Consider the following 18,294-nt stretch of genomic DNA (forward strand, 5'->3'; position numbering starts at 1 on the left):
CAACCTCCCCGCTCCTACGCTGGCATCATCGGCGAGCGCCCCTATGGGCCAGCCTTCTGCACAGCAAAGGAGCTAAGCACATGACCGTTTACGCACAGCCGGGAACCGACGGTTCGAAGGTCACCTTCAAGGACCGCTACGAGAACTGGATTGGCGGCGAATGGGTGGCCCCGGTGAAGGGCCAGTACTTCGAGAACATCACCCCGGTGACGGGCAAGGCGTTCTGCCAGGTGGCCCGCGGCACCGCCGAGGACGTCGAGCTCGCCCTGGATGCGGCACACAAGGCCGCACCCTCCTGGGGCAAGACCTCCGTGGCGGAACGGGCCGCCATCCTGAACAAGATCGCCGACCGCATCGACGAGAACCTCGAGATGCTCGCCGTCGCCGAAACCTGGGACAACGGCAAGCCCGTCCGGGAAACCCTCAACGCCGATCTGCCCCTTGCCGCGGACCACTTCCGCTACTTCGCCTCAGCAGTCCGGGCCCAGGAGGGCAGCCTCTCCCAGCTCGATGACAACACCACCGCCTACCACTTCCACGAACCCCTGGGTGTGGTGGGCCAGATCATCCCCTGGAACTTCCCCATCCTGATGGCCGTCTGGAAGCTTGCGCCCGCGCTCGCCGCAGGCAACACCGTGGTGCTCAAGCCCGCGGAGCAGACGCCGTCGTCCATCCTGGTGCTGATGGAACTGATCGGGGACCTGCTGCCCGCCGGCGTGGTGAACGTGGTCAACGGTTTCGGCGTGGAGGCCGGCAAGCCGCTGGCATCCAGTTCCCGGATCCGGAAGATCGCCTTCACCGGTGAAACCACCACCGGGCGGCTGATCAGCCAATACGCCAGCCAGAACCTGATTCCCGTCACCCTGGAACTGGGCGGCAAGAGCCCCAACATCTTCTTCAACGATGTTGCCCAGGAAAACGACGCCTTCTACGACAAGGCCCAGGAGGGCTTTGCGCTGTTCGCCTTCAACCAGGGCGAAGTCTGCACCTGCCCCTCGCGGGCGCTGATCCAGGAAGACATCTACGACTCCTTCATGGCCGATGCCGTGGCACGGGTGGAAAAGATGATCCAGGGCAACCCGCTGGACACCGACACGCAGGTGGGCGCCCAGGCTTCCAACGACCAGCTGGAGAAGATCCTTTCCTACATCGACATCGGAAAGCAGGAAGGCGCCAAGGTGCTCACCGGCGGCGCGCGGGCCGAACTCCCCGGCGACCTCGCGGGTGGATTCTACGTCCAGCCCACTGTGTTCGAAGGCCACAACCGGATGCGGATCTTCCAGGAGGAGATCTTCGGCCCCGTGGTGGCCGTCACCCGGTTCAGCGACTACAACGACGCCATGGGCATCGCCAACGACACCCTATACGGACTGGGCGCCGGCGTCTGGTCCCGCAGCGGCAACGTTGCCTACCGCGCCGGCCGCGAAATCCAGGCCGGCCGCGTCTGGGTCAACAACTACCACGCCTACCCGGCAGGTGCCGCCTTCGGCGGCTACAAGTCCTCGGGCATCGGGCGCGAGAACCACGCCATGATGCTGGACCACTACCAGCAGACCAAGAACCTGCTGGTGAGCTACGACGAAAACAAGCTGGGCTTCTTCTAGGCCCGATCCGTACCACTGAACGACTACAACGAAGCAGGGATTTCGCCAATGACGACGACAATGCAAGCAGCAGTAGTAACCGAATTCGGCACCGACCTCAAGGTCAAGGACATCGCCATTCCCGAGCCGGGGCCAGGACAGGCGCTGGTCAAGGTCCTGACCACCGGCGTCTGCCACACCGACCTCCACGCCGCGGAAGGCGACTGGCCGGTCAAACCATCCCCTCCATTCGTTCCCGGCCATGAGGGCGTGGGCGAAGTGGTGGCCCTGGGCGAGGGGGTTTCAGACCTCGCGGTTGGTGACCTGGTGGGCAACGCCTGGCTGTGGTCAGCCTGTGGCGACTGCCAGTACTGCCGCACCGGGTGGGAAACGCTCTGCGAGGCGCAGCAGAACGGCGGATACAGCGTGGACGGTTCCTTCGGCGAATACATGCTGGTGGACTCCCGGTTCGCGGCCCGCATACCGGCGGGATCCGACCCCGTCGAGGTGGCGCCGGTGCTGTGCGCCGGCGTCACCGTCTACAAGGGCCTGAAGATGACCGAGACCCGGCCGGGGCAGTGGGTCACCATCTCGGGCATCGGTGGCTTGGGGCATATTGCCGTGCAGTACGCCGTGGCCATGGGGCTTCGTGTCGCCGCCGTGGACATCGCCGACGACAAACTGGCCCTTGCCAAGGCCCACGGCGCCGAACTTACGGTCAACGCGCTGCACGAGGACCCGGCCGAAGTGATCCAGCGGGAAACAGGAGGCTGCCATGGAGTGCTGGTTACGGCGGTGCACCCGTCGGCGTTCGGCCAGGCCATTGGCATGGCCCGGCGCGGCGGAACCATCGTGTTCAACGGATTGCCCCCAGGGGACTTTCCGGCTCCGATCTTCGAGATTGTGCTCAAGGGACTGACCGTCCGCGGTTCCATCGTCGGCACCCGGCAGGACCTTGAGGAGGCCCTGGACTTCTATGCCCGGGGAAAGATCCATCCCACGGTCTCCGTCCGGGGGTTGTCCGAGGTCAACGCGGTGTTCGATGAGATGAAGCACGCCAAGATCGACGGCCGCGTGGTGCTGAGGTTCTGATGCCCGCTGAAGGGTTGGCTGCCGCCGTGACGCTGCCCGGGGAAGACTTCTCCCGGGTGGCGCTCACGCCGGCCGCCGTGGACCTGCTCCGGATGCTGTGGGAAAGGCATGGACCGCTCATGTTCCACCAGTCCGGCGGCTGCTGCGACGGGTCCTCGCCCATGTGCTATCCGGCCGGGGATTTCATCACGGGTGACTCCGACGTGCTCCTGGGGCTGTTCGACCTGGCGGATGGGCTGCAGCCCCGGCCGCTGAAATTCTGGATGTCCCGGGAGCAGTTCAACTACTGGAGCCACACCCACCTCACCGTCGACGTCGTACCGGGCCGGGGCAGCGGCTTTTCCGTTGAAGCGCCTGAGGGGAAACGCTTCCTCATCCGGTCAACGTTGATGGACTGGCCATCCTAGGAAGTTCGATCAAGAACGCTCGGGGCTCTCCAACCGGAGGGCCCCGAGTCAGTTCACAGAAGAATGTTCGGCCTTAAGGGTGTCTCACTATTCGGGACGATTGGGACCGTCCAGTGGATGGACAGTACCGTTGATAGGTCTGTTTCCCTCACAAACCAGGATTGTGACCCCCTAATGAACCTTCTGCGGACAAAATCCATCGAGCAGTCGATCGCCGACGCCGATGAGCCCGGACGCAAGCTCAAGCGTTCCCTCAGCACCTGGGACCTCATGATCATGGGCGTCGCCGTTGCTGTCGGCGCCGGTATCTTCTCGGTCGGCGCCAAAGCCGCTGCCAACTTTGCAGGTCCCGCCGTGACGCTCTCCTTCGCGATCGCCGCGGTCACCTGCGCGCTGGCCATCATGTGCTACGCCGAGTTCGCCACCGCCATCCCCGTGGCCGGCTCCGCGTACGTCTTTACCTACGCCACCATGGGTGAACTCCTTGCCTGGATCATCGGCTGGAACCTGATCCTCGAGCTGTTCACGGCCGCCGCCGTGATCGCCAAATACTGGGGCATCTACCTCAGCAAGGTCTTCGCGCTCACTGGCCTGGACGTCCCGCCGGCCATCTCGCTGGGCGGGGTGGACCTCTACTGGGGCGCTTTCCTGATCGTGGCCATCTTCACGGTGCTGCTGGTGCTGGGCACCAAGCTTTCCGCCCGCGTGGGCAACATCTTCACCCTGATCAAGATCGCCGTGGTGCTGTTCGTGATCGTGGTGGGCTTCACCTACGTGAAGTTCGAGAACTACACGCCGTTCGTTCCTGCAGCTGAGCCCACGGCCGGCAATGGCGCCGCGGACGTCCTGAAGCAGTCCTTCTTCGGCTTCCTGACCGGCGCCGCTCCCGCCCAGTACGGCACCATGGGCATCTTCGCCGGTGCCGCCCTGGTGTTCTTCGCCTTCATCGGCTTCGACGTGGTGGCCACCTCCGCCGAGGAAGTGAAGAACCCGCAGAAGACCCTGCCCCGCGGCATCTTCGGCGGACTGGCCCTGGTCACGCTGCTCTACATCCTCGTATCCCTGGCCCTGACCGGCATGGTGTCCTACACCCAGCTGGCTGAAGCCAAGAGCCCCACCCTTACCACCGCCTTCGAAGCCGTGGGCGACACCTCGGCCGCCAAGGTCATCGCCTTCGGCTCCCTCGTGGGCCTGACCACCGTGATCATGGTGCTCCTCATGGGCCTGTCCCGCGTGGTGCTGGCCATGAGCCGCGACGGACTGCTGCCCCGGGCCCTCTCCAAGACCAGTGACAAGCGTTCCACGCCGGCCCGCCTCCAGATCATCTGCGGCGCGGCGGTTGCGCTGGTGGCGGGCCTGACCAACGTTGACCTGCTCGAGGAAATGATCAACATCGGCACCCTGTCGGCGTTCGTCGTGGTCAGCCTGGGCATCCTGGTGCTCCGCAAGAAGCGCCCGGACCTGAAGCCCGCGTTCCGCGTCCCGTTCGGCAAGGTGGTCCCCATCGTGTCTGCCGTGCTGTGCCTGTACCTGATGACCAACCTCGCCGTGGAGACCTGGATCTTCTTCGGTTTCTGGCTGGTGCTGGGCCTGGCCATCTACTTCGCGTACGGCCAGCGCCACTCACGGCTCAACGAGCGCTTCGCCGAGGCGAACGCGTCGGTCAACGGCACCCCATTGGCTACCGGAACACCCGGTTCCCCGGTGGAGCCGGCGGACGAAGATGAGCTGAGCCGGACCTGACGGCCGGCCTCACCGGCTGATGCTGAACTGCCCGCCCGGCCTGCGCCGGGCGGGCAGTTGCGTTTCCGGCGCTTCCTGGTTTCCTGCCGGCCCGTACCCCTGTTGCAGCGTTCCGGTCACGGCGCCGCGTACCGGCCAACCCATTCCACGAGCGGCCGCAGCTCCCGCCACCGTTCCGCGATCCGGTCCCTCGCGGCCGGTGTTGACACCCATTCCGGCTGGCCCACCTCGACACCCGCGGACAGCGATTTGTGCTTGAGCAGTTCGGCGCGGGGATGGTCCTTGTCGAAACCGCGCGGGACGGTTTTCAGCTTCTCACCCTCGATGGCAAAGCCGGCCCCTGCCACGGCATCCACAATGCCCTGCAGGGCGGCGCCGCTGGCGGAGGCGTCGGCGGCGGCGCGGAACCGTGCCAGTTGGGCGGGCGTGTGGGAGTGGTAGCCGCCGCCTATCAACAGTCCATCTGCGTTGATCTGGAGGTAGAAACCCACGCCTTCCTGGCGTGCGGCAAATGCTCCCTGGGCAGTCTTGTACGGCGACTTGTCCAACGAGAAACGGATGTCCCGGTTGGGTCGGAAGAGCTTGGCAGGTCCGAACTCGGGCTCCAGCTCGGAGAGCAGGAGGGTGAGCGGCTCCTTGACCGAGGCGTCATACGTTGCCTTGTGTTCCAGCCACCAGTCGCGGTTGTTGTTGTCCTCCAGCTGCGCGTAGAAGCGGAAGGCTTCCGGGGGAATACCTGCGAAAGTGTTCATTTACGGAGCCTACGGCTGCCGGCCGCCAGCGGCCAGATCCCCCGTTGCCGTATGTGCACAACCGGGACCGGACAGCAGAACACCCCGCCACGGATGACCGTGGCGGGGTGTTTTTCAGTTCAGCCGGCAGGCAGGTCAGCCGATCTTGTTGGCGGACTCTGCATCCGAGGTGGGCGCCGACGGGGCAGCCACGGTGCCGAGGTTGGCGCGCAGCTTGGCACCGAGCTCTGCGTCAACGTTGGTCCAATACTGGATGGCGCGTTCCTTGATGCCGGGGCTCTGCACGCCGCCCACGGCTCCACTGATGGTCTCCAGGAAGCGGGCCTTGGCGGCCTCGTCGTAGACCTCGCGGTACAGCGCGCCGGCCTGGACAAAGTCGCCGTCCTCGGCGTGCAGGGTGTGCGCGGAGAGGGTGAGCTCGCCGTCGTTCTCCCAGCCGCCGGCCGGGTTCTGCGGCTCCACGGCAGCCGGGCCGCCCACGGAGTTCGGCGCGTAGACCGGAACCGAGGGGGCGTTGAACAGGAAGCGGCCCTGCCCGTCCTGGCTGTAGTTGTTGACCTGGTTCTTGGGCTGGTTCACCGGGATCTGGGCGTGGTTGGTGCCCACCCGGTAGCGGTGTGCGTCCGCGTAGGAGAAGATGCGGGCCTGCAGCATCTTGTCCGGGGAGGCGGCGATGCCGGGCACGAAGTTCGACGGCGCAAAGGTGGCCTGCTCGATCTGCGCGAAGTAGTTCTCCGGGTTCTTGTTCAGCTCCATGGTGCCCACCTTGATCAGCGGGTAGTCCGCGTGCGGCCACACCTTGGTGAGGTCGAACGGGTTGAAGCGGTAGGTCTTGGCGTCCTCGTACGGCATGACCTGCACGTGCAGGTCCCAGGACGGGAAGTTGCCCGCGGAGATGTTCTCGGACAGGTCACGGATGTAGAAATCGGCGTCGGAGCCGGCGAGCTGTTCGGCCTGCTCGGAGCTCATGGAGTTCACGCCCTGGTTGGACTTGAAGTGGTACTTGACCCAGAAGCGCTCGCCCTCGGCGTTGATCCACTGGTACGTGTGCGAGCCGTAGCCCTGCATCTCGCGCCAGGAGGCGGGCAGGCCGCGGTCACCCATCAGCCAGGTGACCTGGTGGGCGGACTCGGGGGACAGGGTCCAGAAGTCCCACTGCATGTCGGCGTCGCGCAGGTGCGTGCCCGGGAGGCGCTTCTGGGAGTGGATGAAGTCCGGGAACTTGATGCCGTCGCGGATGAAGAAGACGGGGGTGTTGTTGCCCACGAGGTCGTAGTTGCCCTCGGTGGTGTAGAACTTTACGGCGAAACCGCGGGGGTCGCGCCAGGTGTCCGGGGAACCGTTCTCGCCCGCGACGGAGGAGAAGCGGATCAGCATCTCGGTCTCGACGCCGGGCTGCAGGAACGCGGCCTTGGTGTACTTGGAGATGTCCTCGGTGGTCTTGAACGTGCCGAATGCGCCGCCGCCCTTGGCGTGCACTACGCGCTCCGGAACCCGCTCACGGTTGAACTGGGCGAGCTTTTCGACGAGGTAGTGGTCGGTCAGGATGATGGCACCATCGGCACCAACTGACTTCGAGTGAGCGTCGGACGTAACCGGCGCACCTGACTGGGTTGTGGAAACGGCAGTCATTGTTCTCCTATTTCTCTTTTTCTTGCGAGGGACTGTGGGGAGGAAGCTGTTGGGCCTGCTGGCATTCCTGGCAGATGCCTTGGTACATGACGTCCGCGATCTGGATGGTCATCGGCTTGGCGTCCGGGTTCCAGTGCGGCGTGAGGCAGGGGGCATGGCCGACGGCGCAGTCCACATCCTCCACGCGGCCGCAGCTGATGCAGATGGCGTGGTGGTGGTTGTCCCCCACGCGCGTCTCATACAGGGCGGGGGAGTGCGGCGGCTCGAACCGGCGCAGCATGTGGAGGTCCGTCAGGTCGCCGAGGACAACGTAGACGGACTGGGCCGTCAGTTCGGGCAGCTCGGCCCGGGCGGCGGCAAGGATGCTTTCGGCAGGTGAGTGGGGGTGGCGTTCGACGGCGGCCAGGACAGCCAGCCGCTGCTTGGTCACCCTGCGTCCGTGGGCGCGCAGGGCTGCAGCCCACGCGTCCTGGCCGTCAAAGTGCTCCGTCATGGCTCCATTGAAACACTTATTTTGAGCAACTCACAATAAGGTGCGGCTAACCTGGCCGTGTCGGCCATTACTGTTACGGAGTGGGGAAATTACTTGCCGATGTCACGCCGCTCAGGGAAAGCCCCGCATTCCGCCGGCTGTGGCTGGGATCGGCAGTGTCCGCCGTCGGCAGCCAACTCACCCTGGTGGCCGTAAGCCTCGAGGTATACCGCCTGACGCAGGACAGCTTCTATGTGGGCCTCCTCGGCATGTTCGCGCTGGTTCCCCTGGTTTTCGGTGGACTCATGGGCGGCTCCATTGCCGACGCCCACGACCGCAGGCGCATTGCCCTGCTGGCCACCACCGTGCTCTGGCTGACCACCGGCCTGATCGCGCTGCAGGCCTGGGTGCAGCTGGGCAACGTGTGGGTCCTGTACCTGCTGGTGGCGCTGCAAAGCGGGGCCCAGGCCATCAACCAGCCGGCGCGGAGCGCCATCATCCCCATGCTCATCCGCAAGGAACTCCTGCCGGCCGCCAACGCCCTGAGCATGCTGTCGCTTGGCCTTGCCATGACCGCCGGGCCGCTGCTGGCCGGCGTCCTGGTGGCGTGGCTGGGGTTCGGCTGGACCTACACCATCGACTTCGCCAGCTTCGCGTTCGTCCTGTGGGCTGTCTACCGGCTGCCGCCGATGCCGCCGGCAGGTACCCGCAGCAAAGTAGGAATCCGTTCCGTGATTGAAGGATTCCGCTTCCTGGGAACGCGGCCCAACCTCCGGATGACCTTCATCATCGACCTCGTGGCCATGATCCTTGCCCAGCCGCGGGCCCTCCTGCCCGCCGTTGCCGCCCTTATGATCGGCGGCGGCGAGGCCACCGTGGGCATCCTGCTGGCCTGCACCGCCGTCGGGGCCTTCCTGGCGGGCCTGTTCTCCGGCCCGCTGGGCAGCGTGCGCCGCCAGGGGACCGCCGTCGTCATCTCCGTGATGGGGTGGGGCGCGTCCATCGGCGCGTTCGGGCTGGTGGTTCTGTTGGCCGGCCGGGCGCCGGGCGCCGGCGCCACGCTCTGGTTGCTGCCGGCTGCCATCTGCTGTGCCCTGGCCGGGATCGCCGACTCCATCAGCAGCGTCTTCCGCAACACCATCCTCCAGGCCGCGGCGCCCGACCACCTGCGCGGACGCCTTCAGGGCGTGTTCATTGTGGTGGTGGCCGGCGGCCCGCGGATCGGGGACCTGCTGGCCGGCGGCGCGACTAAGCTTCTGAATGAGGGCTGGGTCCTGTTGGTTGGCGGTGTGCTGTGCATCGCGGGGGCGTGGCTGGCGGCGAAACTGCAGCCCGGCTTCCGGAAGTACGATGCCCGGAACCCGGTGCCCTAGCAAGCCGTTCCTTAAGCAAGGAGGAAACGTGCACAACCATCACAATGGCCTGAAGACCGCGGCACTGTTCGGCGTGCTGTGGGCGGTGCTGTTGGGCCTGGGCGGACTGATCGGTGTAGGGACCCGCAGTTCGGCGCCCATCTGGATCATGGCCCTGGTCGGCGTCGGCACCACGTTCTACGGGTACTGGAACAGCGACAAGATCGCCATCCGCTCCATGCAGGCCTTCCCGGTGACCGAAGCCCAGGCGCCGCAACTGTACCAGATTGTCCGCGAGCTCTCCACGCGTGCCAACCAGCCCATGCCGCGGATCTACGTCTCGCCCACCATGAACCCCAACGCCTTCGCCACCGGACGCAACCCGCAGAATGCCGCCGTTTGCTGCACCGAGGGCATCCTTCAGCTCCTCAATGCCCGCGAACTCCGCGGCGTCCTGGGCCACGAGCTGATGCACGTGTATAACCGCGACATCCTCACCTCGTCCGTGGCCGCAGCCGTCGCCGGCGTCATCACGTCGGTGGGGCAGATGCTCCTGTTCTTCGGCGGCGGTGACCGGCGCAACGCCAACCCGCTGGCCATGATCGCCATGGCACTGCTGGCGCCCTTTGCTGCCTCGCTGATCCAGATGGCCATCTCGCGAACCAGGGAGTACGACGCCGACGAGGACGGTTCACAGCTCACGGGGGATCCGCTGGCGCTCGCCTCAGCCCTGGCCAAGATTGAGCGCGGCGTCGGCATTGCCCCGCTGCCGCAGGACCAGCGGCTGGTCAACGCCTCGCACCTGATGATCGCCAACCCCTTCCGTGGCGGCGCCATGAACAAGCTGTTCGCCACCCACCCGCCCATGCGGGACCGGATTGCCCGGCTGGAGCGGATGGCGGGCCGCCAGCTGTAGCCGGGAACCCGCCGTCGGACCCCGCGTGGCGACGCGCACCTGCTCTGCCGACGCGCCTGGTCACCTGTGACGCGCAAAAAGGCTGGCGCGCCCCGAATCCGGGGTGCGCCAGCCTTTTTGCGTGTCGTCCAACTGGTTGCGCGTCGGGAACGACGGCGGGAAGGGCTAGCTGCGGAAGTTCACAAACTGCAGGTCGGCTTCCTCGAAGTCCTTCAGCAGGGCCATGGTGGCCTGCAGGTCGTCGCGGGACTTGGAGGACACGCGCAGTTCGTCGCCCTGGATCTGCGACTTGACCGACTTGGGCCCTTCGTCGCGGATGAGCTTGTTGATCTTCTTGGCCAGGTCCTGGGCAATACCTTCCTTGATGGAGGCCTCCAGACGGTACTCCTTGCCCGAGGCGTAGGGTTCCCCCTCGTCCAGGGACTTCAGTGAGATGCCGCGCTTGATCAGCTTGGACTGGAAGACGTCCAGGACGGCCTTCACGCGCTCTTCCGAATTGGCCTTCATCAGGATCTTCTCGCCGCTGAAGTCGATCTCGGCGCCAACGCCCTTGAAGTCATAGCGCTGGGCGATTTCCTTCTGGGACTGGTTGAGCGCGTTGGCCACTTCCTGCTTGTCCACTTTGCTTACGACGTCGAACGTTGACTCGCCTGCCATGACTCTCCTTTGTTGATGGGAGCCCCGCGGATACAGGGCCTGGATCACTGGCATCCAGCCTAATACGGATGCCCGGGCCGGTGGGGGCGGCCCATTCACAGTTCCCTCTCAGCGGACGCACCGGGGGAACGAAGGCGGGCTGGCGAGAGTTGGAGCAGATGGACCGCAGTTGAAGGGAACACCATGCACCGCAAAGCCGCCCGATACGTTACCCGCACTACGACAGCAGCAGGGGCGGTGGCAGCGGCGGCGTCTTCGGTGGCGGCCGCTGCCGTGGCGGCTTCAATTGTCTTCAGCCCCGTGGCCGACGCCTCGTCCCGGATGGATGGCGTGCGGGCAGACCTGCAGCGGGCCGTGCAGCTGAACCAGATCACTGAGGAGCAGGCCCTGAGCTTCGAAGCCAAGCTGGCAGGACGGATCCTGGGGGAGGGCTGAGGGCTGGAATTCCGCGCCGTTTTGCCGGTTTTGCGGCGGTGGCGCCCCCGATTCGATTCTTCGCCGGAAGTTCTGTAAAGTTGTCTTGCCCGCGGTTACTGAAGCGGAAAGGGCCGGAAACGTTCCTTCCGAACACTGCATCGGCGGGTACTTCTTTTGAAGTTCGGCAGATTACCCGAGCGGCCAAAGGGGGCTGACTGTAAATCAGCTGGCAACGCCTACGGGGGTTCGAATCCCTCATCTGCCACCCAAGGAAAAGCCTCCGGAACCATCAGGTTCCGGAGGCTTTTTCGTTGCCCTGGATCCACCGCGGAGCCTTCCGGCAGGGCGTCGCTGCGCCGTCGACACCATGGTGGTGCGGGCGTAATCTGGCAGCATCGGCGCATGTGCCCCCCCGATGCCCTGCGTCGATATTTCCCATCGATGAAGGAGGATTCAGTGAGTGCCGTACGTGAATTCATGACCACTGATGCGCGATGTATCAGGGAAAACGAGTCCCTTGTGGACGCGGCCCGCATGATGAAGGACCTCGACTGCGGGGCGCTTCCCATCTGCGGTGACGACGGCAAGTTGAAGGGCATGATCACCGACCGCGACATTGTGCTCAAATGCGTCGCCGCCGGCCGCGACCCCGGACAGATGATGGCCCGCGACCTGGCCTCCGGCAAGCCATACTGCGTGGATGCCGATGCCAACATCGATGAAGCCATCGGCATGATGGAGGAGCACCGGATCCGCAGGCTCCCGGTGATCTCGGACCACAAACTGGTGGGCATCATCAGCCAGGGCGATATTGCCCGCAACTACTCCGAACAGCGCGTGGGTGAACTGGTGGAGCACATCTCAGAACGCCACACCGTGTAGCGCATGATGCCCTTGTCCGCGGATCCGGGCCTTCAAGGTTCGGATCCGCGGACAAGCTTATGAATTCGGGGGTTTCAGTTCAGCGCGATCAGGAGCATCGTGCTGGTTCCCGGAATGCAGGTCTGCAGGATGGCCCTGGGGAAGCCGCCGAAGACCGCGATGACGTCGTTGGTGGTTCCGGGATTCGGGACCGTGCCTCGCCCGGTCACCGTGTACGTTCCATAACCCGGGATGCTTACCGCCTCACCCACGCCGATGCCCGAGAACCGGGCCCACCCGCCGCAGAAATCGTGCTCGGTGATGAACAGCGAGAAGCCATCATTGGGGGTGTAGTGGATCGGCCCGATGCACGCGTCCACCATGGACTGGCCACCCGAACCCGCTACATAGATGGTCCGGACGGCAGGAGCAGCCGGCACGACGACGGGAGCCGGGGCGGGTGCCGGTGCAGCCGCCGGTGCTGCGGCGGCGGCGGGGGCCGCGGGAGCCGGAGCAGGTGCGGGCTCGGCGACGGCGACAGGCGGCCCCGTCAACAGAAGCGTCTGGCCCGGGAAGATGATGCTGAAGGCACCCAATCCGTTGGCGGCCAGCATGGCATTCATGTCCACGCCATGGGCGGCCGCGATCGCGCCCACGGTGTCTCCCGGGACCACCGTGTACAGGTTGGGGTCACCCGCAGGTTCGGGTGCGGGGGCCGGCTCAGGCGCCGGGACCGGAGCGGCAACAGGTTCCACTGGCGGGGCAGGGGGCGCCTCTGCCGCGGGTGCTTCCGGCTGTGCCGCGGCTGCGGGCACTGCTGCGGCACCGGGCCCGGCCGCGTCACTTGGTTCGGCGCTGGGCGGTGGTGGGGCGGCCTCCGCCACCTGGGCCGCCGCCGTCGTGCTCCCGTCAAGGGACACCGGTGGTGCTGCAAGTGCGCCGACGCCCACTGCGGCCACCACCGCCGCGGTGGCCATGCCGGCCCATAGCTTGTTGCTGATGGCCGGGCGGCCGGTGGTGAGGTCGGTCCGCGGTTCGTCGGTGGCGAAGCTTCTGCTCGCGTTGTCGGGGGAGGGGATTGTTGGCTGTTTCATGGGTTGCCCATCAGGTTTCGGTCCAAGCCGTGGCGATGCGGTGCGCGCCAGGACATTGGACGGATCGAGATGCCAGTGCACCGCCGGCTCCGGCGGCTGCCGGAGCCAATGGCGGCGCAGTATGGAGTCATCCGCACACCCAGAAGATGCGGAGCTCCGCGTGAAGGCAGGAACGGCCGGAAGCCACCCGGCGGACCTGCCAGTGCATGTTTGGTCCTAGGAATCCCGAGTCTAGGAAGCATGCCAACGGCCGGGCACCAGTAGGGATTACCCGACTTTCAAGGCCCGCTACTCGCCCGGACCGGGACTGCTACTCGACGCCAGGAGCCTGGATACTTGCTGGCGGGGGCCCTGCCGGAAAATGTTACCCGCGGGTAACATGGGAACATGCACCTGCTCCTGAGAACCCTCCTCCTGCTCTTCCGCTCCGGCCGCCGTCCGCAGTTAGCGGTGTGGGACCCGGCGTCCCTGCCCCTGCGCGTCCTGCCGACGGACATCGACATCGCCATGCACGTCAACAACGGCATGTACCTGTCCCTGATGGACCTGGGCCGGTTCGACCTCATGGTGCGCAGCGGCGTCTGGAAGCGGATGCGCCGCCGCGGCTGGAGCCCGGTGGTGTCCGCGGAAACCATCTCCTTCCGCAAGTCGCTGCAGCTGTGGCAGGAGTACGCCATCGAGACCCGCATCATCGGGCTGGACACCAAGGCGATCTTCTTCGAGCAGAGGATGGTGGCCGACGGCGAGATTTACGCCCGTGCCTACATCGCCACCCGGCTGGTCACCAAGGGCGGTCCGGTCAGCCAGGACGACATCCTCGCGGAGTTCGGCACCCCGCCGGAGGACCTGGTCCTCCCCGAATGGATCCACGAATGGCGCGCCTCCAGCGCCCTCCCCGGCAGCCGCACCCCCGCCCCGCACCTGTGGGATGCCACCGCCTGACCCGGCCGGCCGGCGTCGTCCGCCCGGTATTCCCGATGACGCGGGGAGCGAACATCCGCGACACGGGCAGTCCCGGGCGCGTAGCGTAGACACATGGCTACCCTTGACATCACAGGTGAACAGTTCGCATCGACGATCGAAGGAAACGACATTGTCCTGGTCGATTTCTGGGCAGAATGGTGCGGTCCCTGCAAGCAGTTCGGGCCCACCTACTCCACCGTTTCCGAGAAGCACCCGGACGTCCTCTTCACCAAGGTGGACACCGAAGCGGAGCAGCAGCTCGCGGCGGAGGCAGGCATTACCTCCATCCCCACACTGATGGCCTTCCGCGAAAAAGTGCTGGTGTTCTCCCAGCCGGGTGCGCTGAACGCCCAGCAGCTGGAACAGGTGGTTGACGCCGTGAAGGCGCTGGACATGGAAGAAGTCCACGCCCATGTGGCCAAGCAGCGCGAGGAAGCGGCAGCCGCGGCGGGCAAGCCTGCCGGCCAGGGCGGACCGCAGGACGGCACCCAGATCCCCGACTTCTAAGACCCGGTTAAACGCAGAATGCGGGACCTCCGGAGGTCCCGCATTCTGCGTTTAACCGGTTGCGCTAGACGCGTTCCACCTTGACCGGTTCGGCCAGCAGGGCGCTCAGCGATTCGTTCAGGTCCTGCACCGCGATGCCCTTGGAGTGCCTGTCCAGGTCCTCCTGGGAGGCCCACTGCTCGGTCAGGACAAGCTTCTCCTCGGTGGCTTCGGTCAGTTCGTACCGGATGCAGCCTGGCTCCTTCACCACCTCGTCGATGGCGATTTCCAGGGCCAGCTTGACGCGGTGGAATTCGCCGTCGTTGGGGATGAACGTTGCTATCAGGTCAATGGGTGCACTCATGGATTTCACAATACCGGGCGCCCGGGAACGAACCGGCAGTGTTGCGGTGCCGGCCTGCTTCTCCTGCCGGGATCCTGTTGGTAGCGTGCCATCATGCGTGCTTACACAGCCGGGGACACTGACGTCCCGCTCCTGGAGGAAACCATTGGCGCGAACTTTGAGCGCGTCGCCGCGCAGTTTCCCCTCCACGACGCCCTGATCGAGGCCGCCCCGGTGCCTGGCGGCGATGCCCGCCGCTGGAGCTATACCAAGATGAACGACGACGTCGACCGGCTGGCCCGCGCGCTCCTCGCCCTGGGCGTCGCCAAGGGGGAGAGGGTGGGCATCTGGAGCCCCAACTGCGCCGAATGGACGCTGCTGCAGTACGCCACCGCCAAGATTGGCGCCATCCTGGTCAACGTCAACCCGGCCTACCGCAGCCATGAACTCGAATTCGTGGTCAAGCAGAACGGCATGCGCACGCTGGTCACGGCGCCGTCGGACACCAACAGCGATTACGTGGCCATGGGCCGCCAGGCCCTCCTCACCTGCCCGGACCTGCGGGAGCTCGTCTTCCTTCCGGACCACGGCCTGGATGCGCTGACGGCCGGCAGCCCGGAAGGCGATGCGGAGCTGACCTACGGCGAGCTGCTCAAGCGTGCCGACGCCGTCGGGCACTCGCGCCTGTTGGCCCGCATGGCCGAACTCAGCCCGCACGATCCCATCAACCTGCAGTACACCTCCGGCACCACAGGCTTCCCCAAGGGCGCCACGCTGACCCACCACAACATCCTGAACAACGGCTTCGCGATCGGTGAACTGCTGGGCTACACGGAGCGTGACCGCGTGGTCATCCCGGTGCCCTTCTACCACTGCTTCGGGATGGTGATCGGCAACCTGAATGCGCTCAGCCACGGTGCCGCGACCATCATTCCGGGCCGTGGCTTCTCGCCCGCCGCCGCGCTCGAGGCCGTCCAGGACTTCGAGGGGACTTCCCTGTACGGCGTGCCCACCATGTTCATCGCCGAGCTCGCGCTCCCCGATTTCGGTTCGTACGATCTCTCCACGCTCCGCACCGGGGTCATGGCGGGCTCACTGTGTCCCATCGAGGTAATGAACCGGGTTATCGCGGAGATGAACATGGTGGACGTGGCCATCTGCTACGGCATGACGGAGACCTCGCCGGTGTCCACCATGACGCGCCAGGGCGACACGCTGCAGCAGCGCACCGAGACCGTGGGCCGCACCATGCCGCAACTGGAGAGCAAGATCGTGGATCCTGCCACCGGGGAAGACCTGGAACGCGGGCAGATCGGCGAACTCTGCACCCGCGGCTACGCCGTCATGGCCGGATACTGGAACCAGCCGGACAAGACCGCCGAAGCCATCGACGCGGAGGGCTGGATGCACACCGGGGACCTGGCCCGCATGGACGACGACGGCTATGTGGTGGTGGAAGGCCGGATCAAGGACATGGTGATCCGGGGCGGCGAGAATATCTACCCCCGCGAGATCGAGGAATTCCTCTACACCCACCCGGACATCCAGGACGTCCAGGTCATCGGGGTCCCGGACACCCGGTACGGTGAGGAGCTGATGGCCTGCATCATCCTCAAACCGGGTGCCGGGCCCCTTGACGCCGCCTCCCTGGCAGAGTTTTGCCGGGGGCGTCTGGCGCACTACAAGATACCCCGGTACGTGGAGGTCCGGGAGAGCTTCCCCATGACGGTCTCCGGGAAGATCCGCAAAGTCCAGATGCGCGAGGAAGCGGTGGCCCGGCTGGGGCTCTAGGCATCCCTGCGGCGGCGGCCGGTGCCGGCCCGGATAGCCGCGACTGCCGCGACGGCCACCGCTGCCAGCGCCGCCACGGCCAGGACCGCCCTGCCCTCCCACCCCGCCGGGGAGAGCATGCGGGTGCTGGCCGCGCCGGTGACCTCGTTGGCCGGGATATCCCACTCCTCCTGGGAGGGAAAGATTCCGGGTGGGAGCTGCACCTCGCGCAGTTCCCGCCGGGCGGCGAGCCGCTCGCGGACCTCCGGGTTCGGGGCCGGTTCCAGGTTGTCCGCGGCAATGGCCGTGGGGTAGTCGATGATGTAGGGCTCACCGTAAAACGCCGACGACGCCACGGACTCCACCCAGGTGCCCGGAGGCGGGGCCACGCCGCGGGCGGCAAAGGCTGAAAGCAGCATGTCCCGGATCTCTTCCAGGCTCCTGCCTTCGGCGTCCCGCGACACGTCGAAGATGGCCAGCTGCAGCCTGAGCTTCTCCTCGGCGCCCGGATCCTGGGCGTCCGGATCCAGGACGGCGGGATCCTGGGACGTTCCGGGCACAGCCTCGGGGTTGGGATTGGTGCTGCCTGGTTCGGAGCTCATGGGATCCTTTCGGTCGACGGTGCCTGCCAGCCTGGTGCCGTCCAACCGGACGGGGATGGCACCCGGCGGGGCGCCCCATACCGGCTCCGTACCCTCTGGCGCGGAAATCAAGCGGTTTCAACCGGCCGGAAGCGCCGCGTTGTTCAGTGCCCCCGGTGGTCCTGGATGGTCATCCGCGGGCCAAAGGTGGGCTTGCGGAAGCCGGTGCTCTGGATCATCCGGACCACGCGCTGCCGGTGTCCCCGCCAAGGCTCCAGCAGCTTGAGCATCCCGGCGTCGTCGGTCCTGCGTCCGGTCAGTGCCGCCCCCACATACGCCGCCAGATGGTAGTCACCCACCGAAATGGAGTCCGGGCAGCCGTGGGTGCGCTGGACCACCTCGGCGGCCGTCCAGGCTCCGATGCCCGGAATGACCTGCATCTTTTCCCCCGCCACCAGCGCAGGCAGCACGGCCAGGCGTTCAAGCGCGACGGCGGAGCGCAGCGCACGCATGACAGTGGCCGAACGCTGGGGACCCACCCCTGCCTTGTGCCACTCCCAGCTGGGAACCTGCAGCCACTGCGCCGCCGTCGGCGCCACCACCAGCCCGGCCGGCGTGGACATCCCGGCCCGCGGCGCCGGAGTCCCGTAGCGGTGCACCAGGTAGCGGTAGCCGCGCCGCGCCTCGATGACCGTCACCTTTTGTTCGAGGATGATCGGCACCAGCTGGTCCACCATCCGCCCGCTTGCCGGCAGCCGGACCGCCAGGGCGCGGCGGCGGGCCTCCTGCACCATGCGTGGCAGTGTCGAATGGAAGGCCGGTTCGTCGAAACCCTGCCAGTCGTCGTCGGCACCCAGCAGCCGGGGTGCCGCCTTCACGGCTGCGTCGGCGCCCGGCCCCCACGCCTGGATGTCCACCAGCGGGGTGCCTGCGGCGCCGCCGCCCGCGGAGGCGAGCCGGATGGTCGCCGGGCCCTCCGGCGTCGTAAACGCATTCCAGATCACGTCACCCTGGACGCAGAAGGAGGGATCGCTGTTGCCGCGCAGGAGCGGCCCCAGGGTCCGGGAAAGACTGTAGGGACCATCCGGATACCACCGCAGGGACACGTCCGCCGCGGCTGCCAGCCGGGGAGGTGCCTCTGCGATCGTCATGTCTTCCATCGTCCCACGGACC

19 protein-coding genes and 1 tRNA gene are annotated in these 18,294 nt (G+C 66.3%); 12 read left to right on the top strand and 8 right to left on the bottom strand.

The window, feature by feature from the left end:
* Positions 1-80 precede the first annotated feature (80 nt).
* The 4 genes from NIBR502771_RS10320 to NIBR502771_RS10335 all read left to right on the top strand — a co-directional run bounded on the left by NIBR502771_RS10320 (position 81) and on the right by NIBR502771_RS10335 (position 4,825).
* Positions 81-1,604, top strand: coding sequence for an aldehyde dehydrogenase family protein (locus NIBR502771_RS10320; RefSeq protein ID WP_141159678.1), 1,524 nt, complete (start codon positions 81-83; stop codon positions 1,602-1,604).
* Positions 1,605-1,652: 48 nt separating this feature from the next.
* Positions 1,653-2,675: an alcohol dehydrogenase AdhP gene (adhP, locus tag NIBR502771_RS10325; RefSeq protein WP_210411381.1), complete on the top strand. Its 1,023-nt coding sequence runs from the start codon at positions 1,653-1,655 to the stop codon at positions 2,673-2,675.
* A complete protein-coding gene (locus tag NIBR502771_RS10330) occupies positions 2,675-3,082 on the top strand; it encodes a DUF779 domain-containing protein (RefSeq protein ID WP_141159679.1) in 408 nt (135 codons plus the stop codon). The genes adhP and NIBR502771_RS10330 overlap by 1 nt, the downstream gene beginning before the upstream one ends.
* A 174-nt stretch (positions 3,083-3,256) precedes the next feature.
* Positions 3,257-4,825, top strand: coding sequence for an APC family permease (locus tag NIBR502771_RS10335; RefSeq protein WP_141159680.1), 1,569 nt, complete (start codon positions 3,257-3,259; stop codon positions 4,823-4,825).
* 116 nt (positions 4,826-4,941) lie between these two features.
* Here NIBR502771_RS10335 and NIBR502771_RS10340 read toward each other — a convergent pair whose 3' ends face one another.
* The 3 genes from NIBR502771_RS10340 to NIBR502771_RS10350 form a co-directional block, all read right to left on the bottom strand.
* Positions 4,942-5,577: a DUF2461 domain-containing protein gene (locus NIBR502771_RS10340; RefSeq protein ID WP_141159681.1), complete on the bottom strand. Its 636-nt coding sequence runs from the start codon at positions 5,575-5,577 to the stop codon at positions 4,942-4,944.
* Positions 5,578-5,712: 135 nt separating this feature from the next.
* Positions 5,713-7,209, bottom strand: coding sequence for a catalase (locus NIBR502771_RS10345; RefSeq protein WP_141159682.1), 1,497 nt, complete (start codon positions 7,207-7,209; stop codon positions 5,713-5,715).
* A 7-nt stretch (positions 7,210-7,216) separates the two neighbouring features.
* A complete protein-coding gene (locus tag NIBR502771_RS10350) occupies positions 7,217-7,702 on the bottom strand; it encodes a Fur family transcriptional regulator (RefSeq protein WP_141159683.1) in 486 nt (161 codons plus the stop codon).
* An 80-nt stretch (positions 7,703-7,782) separates the two neighbouring features.
* Between NIBR502771_RS10350 and NIBR502771_RS10355 the strand changes: the two genes are divergently transcribed.
* Both NIBR502771_RS10355 and htpX read left to right on the top strand, forming a co-directional pair.
* A complete protein-coding gene (locus tag NIBR502771_RS10355) occupies positions 7,783-9,054 on the top strand; it encodes an MFS transporter (RefSeq protein WP_141159684.1) in 1,272 nt (423 codons plus the stop codon).
* A gap of 28 nt (positions 9,055-9,082) precedes the next feature.
* Positions 9,083-9,949, top strand: coding sequence for a zinc metalloprotease HtpX (htpX, locus tag NIBR502771_RS10360; protein WP_141159685.1), 867 nt, complete (start codon positions 9,083-9,085; stop codon positions 9,947-9,949).
* Positions 9,950-10,114: 165 nt separating this feature from the next.
* Here the strand turns inward: htpX and NIBR502771_RS10365 are convergent, their stop codons facing one another.
* Complete coding sequence (locus NIBR502771_RS10365; RefSeq protein ID WP_141159686.1) at positions 10,115-10,606, bottom strand: YajQ family cyclic di-GMP-binding protein; 492 nt, start codon at positions 10,604-10,606, stop codon at positions 10,115-10,117.
* Between the two features lie 183 nt (positions 10,607-10,789).
* On the opposite strand from NIBR502771_RS10365, the gene NIBR502771_RS10370 reads away from it, so the two are divergent.
* The 3 genes from NIBR502771_RS10370 to NIBR502771_RS10380 all read left to right on the top strand — a co-directional run bounded on the left by NIBR502771_RS10370 (position 10,790) and on the right by NIBR502771_RS10380 (position 11,905).
* On the top strand, positions 10,790-11,041 hold the full coding sequence (locus NIBR502771_RS10370) for a hypothetical protein (protein WP_141159687.1): 252 nt from the start codon (positions 10,790-10,792) through the stop codon (positions 11,039-11,041).
* A gap of 165 nt (positions 11,042-11,206) precedes the next feature.
* Positions 11,207-11,288, top strand: a tRNA-Tyr gene (locus NIBR502771_RS10375).
* 191 nt (positions 11,289-11,479) lie between these two features.
* Complete coding sequence (locus NIBR502771_RS10380) at positions 11,480-11,905, top strand: CBS domain-containing protein (protein WP_141159688.1); 426 nt, start codon at positions 11,480-11,482, stop codon at positions 11,903-11,905.
* 74 nt (positions 11,906-11,979) lie between these two features.
* Here NIBR502771_RS10380 and NIBR502771_RS10385 read toward each other — a convergent pair whose 3' ends face one another.
* A complete protein-coding gene (locus NIBR502771_RS10385) occupies positions 11,980-12,978 on the bottom strand; it encodes a LysM domain-containing protein (protein ID WP_141159689.1) in 999 nt (332 codons plus the stop codon).
* Positions 12,979-13,365: 387 nt separating this feature from the next.
* Here NIBR502771_RS10385 and NIBR502771_RS10390 point away from each other — a divergent pair, with 387 nt between their 5' ends.
* Together NIBR502771_RS10390 and NIBR502771_RS10395 are read left to right on the top strand one after the other, a co-directional pair.
* Entirely contained in the window at positions 13,366-13,920 is a 555-nt protein-coding gene (locus NIBR502771_RS10390) for an acyl-CoA thioesterase (RefSeq protein ID WP_141159690.1), read from the top strand.
* 93 nt (positions 13,921-14,013) lie between these two features.
* Positions 14,014-14,448, top strand: coding sequence for a co-chaperone YbbN (locus tag NIBR502771_RS10395; protein WP_141159691.1), 435 nt, complete (start codon positions 14,014-14,016; stop codon positions 14,446-14,448).
* A 64-nt stretch (positions 14,449-14,512) separates the two neighbouring features.
* Here NIBR502771_RS10395 and NIBR502771_RS10400 read toward each other — a convergent pair whose 3' ends face one another.
* A complete protein-coding gene (locus tag NIBR502771_RS10400) occupies positions 14,513-14,791 on the bottom strand; it encodes a putative quinol monooxygenase (protein WP_141159692.1) in 279 nt (92 codons plus the stop codon).
* Between the two features lie 93 nt (positions 14,792-14,884).
* Between NIBR502771_RS10400 and NIBR502771_RS10405 the strand changes: the two genes are divergently transcribed.
* Positions 14,885-16,561 (top strand): AMP-binding protein, encoded by a 1,677-nt coding sequence (locus tag NIBR502771_RS10405; protein ID WP_141159693.1) that lies wholly within the window; start codon positions 14,885-14,887, stop codon positions 16,559-16,561.
* Here NIBR502771_RS10405 and NIBR502771_RS10410 read toward each other — a convergent pair.
* Together NIBR502771_RS10410 and NIBR502771_RS10415 are read right to left on the bottom strand one after the other, a co-directional pair.
* The gene (locus NIBR502771_RS10410) at positions 16,558-17,142 is read right to left on the bottom strand and encodes a hypothetical protein (RefSeq protein WP_141159694.1); all 585 of its coding nucleotides are present in this window, start codon (positions 17,140-17,142) and stop codon (positions 16,558-16,560) included. The two genes, NIBR502771_RS10405 and NIBR502771_RS10410, sit on opposite strands and share 4 nt — an antisense overlap.
* Positions 17,143-17,285: 143 nt before the next feature.
* Complete coding sequence (locus tag NIBR502771_RS10415; protein ID WP_141159695.1) at positions 17,286-18,272, bottom strand: DNA-3-methyladenine glycosylase; 987 nt, start codon at positions 18,270-18,272, stop codon at positions 17,286-17,288.
* Positions 18,273-18,294 lie beyond the last annotated feature (22 nt).

The sequence above is a fragment of the Pseudarthrobacter sp. NIBRBAC000502771 genome, assembly GCF_006517215.1.
GTDB classification, from domain to species: Bacteria; Actinomycetota; Actinomycetes; order Actinomycetales; family Micrococcaceae; genus Arthrobacter; species Arthrobacter niigatensis.

What these genes read in the sequence shown, in the direction of transcription:
- NIBR502771_RS10320 (WP_141159678.1), top strand. Translation starts at nt 81, where the DNA reads ATGACCGTTTACGCACAGCCGGGAACCGACGGTTCGAAGGTCACCTTC.
- adhP (WP_210411381.1), top strand. Translation starts at nt 1,653, where the DNA reads ATGACGACGACAATGCAAGCAGCAGTAGTAACCGAATTCGGCACCGAC.
- NIBR502771_RS10330 (WP_141159679.1), top strand. Translation starts at nt 2,675, where the DNA reads ATGCCCGCTGAAGGGTTGGCTGCCGCCGTGACGCTGCCCGGGGAAGAC.
- NIBR502771_RS10335 (WP_141159680.1), top strand. Translation starts at nt 3,257, where the DNA reads ATGAACCTTCTGCGGACAAAATCCATCGAGCAGTCGATCGCCGACGCC.
- NIBR502771_RS10340 (WP_141159681.1), bottom strand. Translation starts at nt 5,577, where the DNA reads ATGAACACTTTCGCAGGTATTCCCCCGGAAGCCTTCCGCTTCTACGCG.
- NIBR502771_RS10345 (WP_141159682.1), bottom strand. Translation starts at nt 7,209, where the DNA reads ATGACTGCCGTTTCCACAACCCAGTCAGGTGCGCCGGTTACGTCCGAC.
- NIBR502771_RS10350 (WP_141159683.1), bottom strand. Translation starts at nt 7,702, where the DNA reads ATGACGGAGCACTTTGACGGCCAGGACGCGTGGGCTGCAGCCCTGCGC.
- NIBR502771_RS10365 (WP_141159686.1), bottom strand. Translation starts at nt 10,606, where the DNA reads ATGGCAGGCGAGTCAACGTTCGACGTCGTAAGCAAAGTGGACAAGCAG.
- NIBR502771_RS10370 (WP_141159687.1), top strand. Translation starts at nt 10,790, where the DNA reads ATGCACCGCAAAGCCGCCCGATACGTTACCCGCACTACGACAGCAGCA.
- NIBR502771_RS10385 (WP_141159689.1), bottom strand. Translation starts at nt 12,978, where the DNA reads ATGAAACAGCCAACAATCCCCTCCCCCGACAACGCGAGCAGAAGCTTC.
- NIBR502771_RS10390 (WP_141159690.1), top strand. Translation starts at nt 13,366, where the DNA reads ATGCACCTGCTCCTGAGAACCCTCCTCCTGCTCTTCCGCTCCGGCCGC.
- NIBR502771_RS10395 (WP_141159691.1), top strand. Translation starts at nt 14,014, where the DNA reads ATGGCTACCCTTGACATCACAGGTGAACAGTTCGCATCGACGATCGAA.
- NIBR502771_RS10400 (WP_141159692.1), bottom strand. Translation starts at nt 14,791, where the DNA reads ATGAGTGCACCCATTGACCTGATAGCAACGTTCATCCCCAACGACGGC.
- NIBR502771_RS10405 (WP_141159693.1), top strand. Translation starts at nt 14,885, where the DNA reads ATGCGTGCTTACACAGCCGGGGACACTGACGTCCCGCTCCTGGAGGAA.
- NIBR502771_RS10410 (WP_141159694.1), bottom strand. Translation starts at nt 17,142, where the DNA reads ATGAGCTCCGAACCAGGCAGCACCAATCCCAACCCCGAGGCTGTGCCC.
- NIBR502771_RS10415 (WP_141159695.1), bottom strand. Translation starts at nt 18,272, where the DNA reads ATGACGATCGCAGAGGCACCTCCCCGGCTGGCAGCCGCGGCGGACGTG.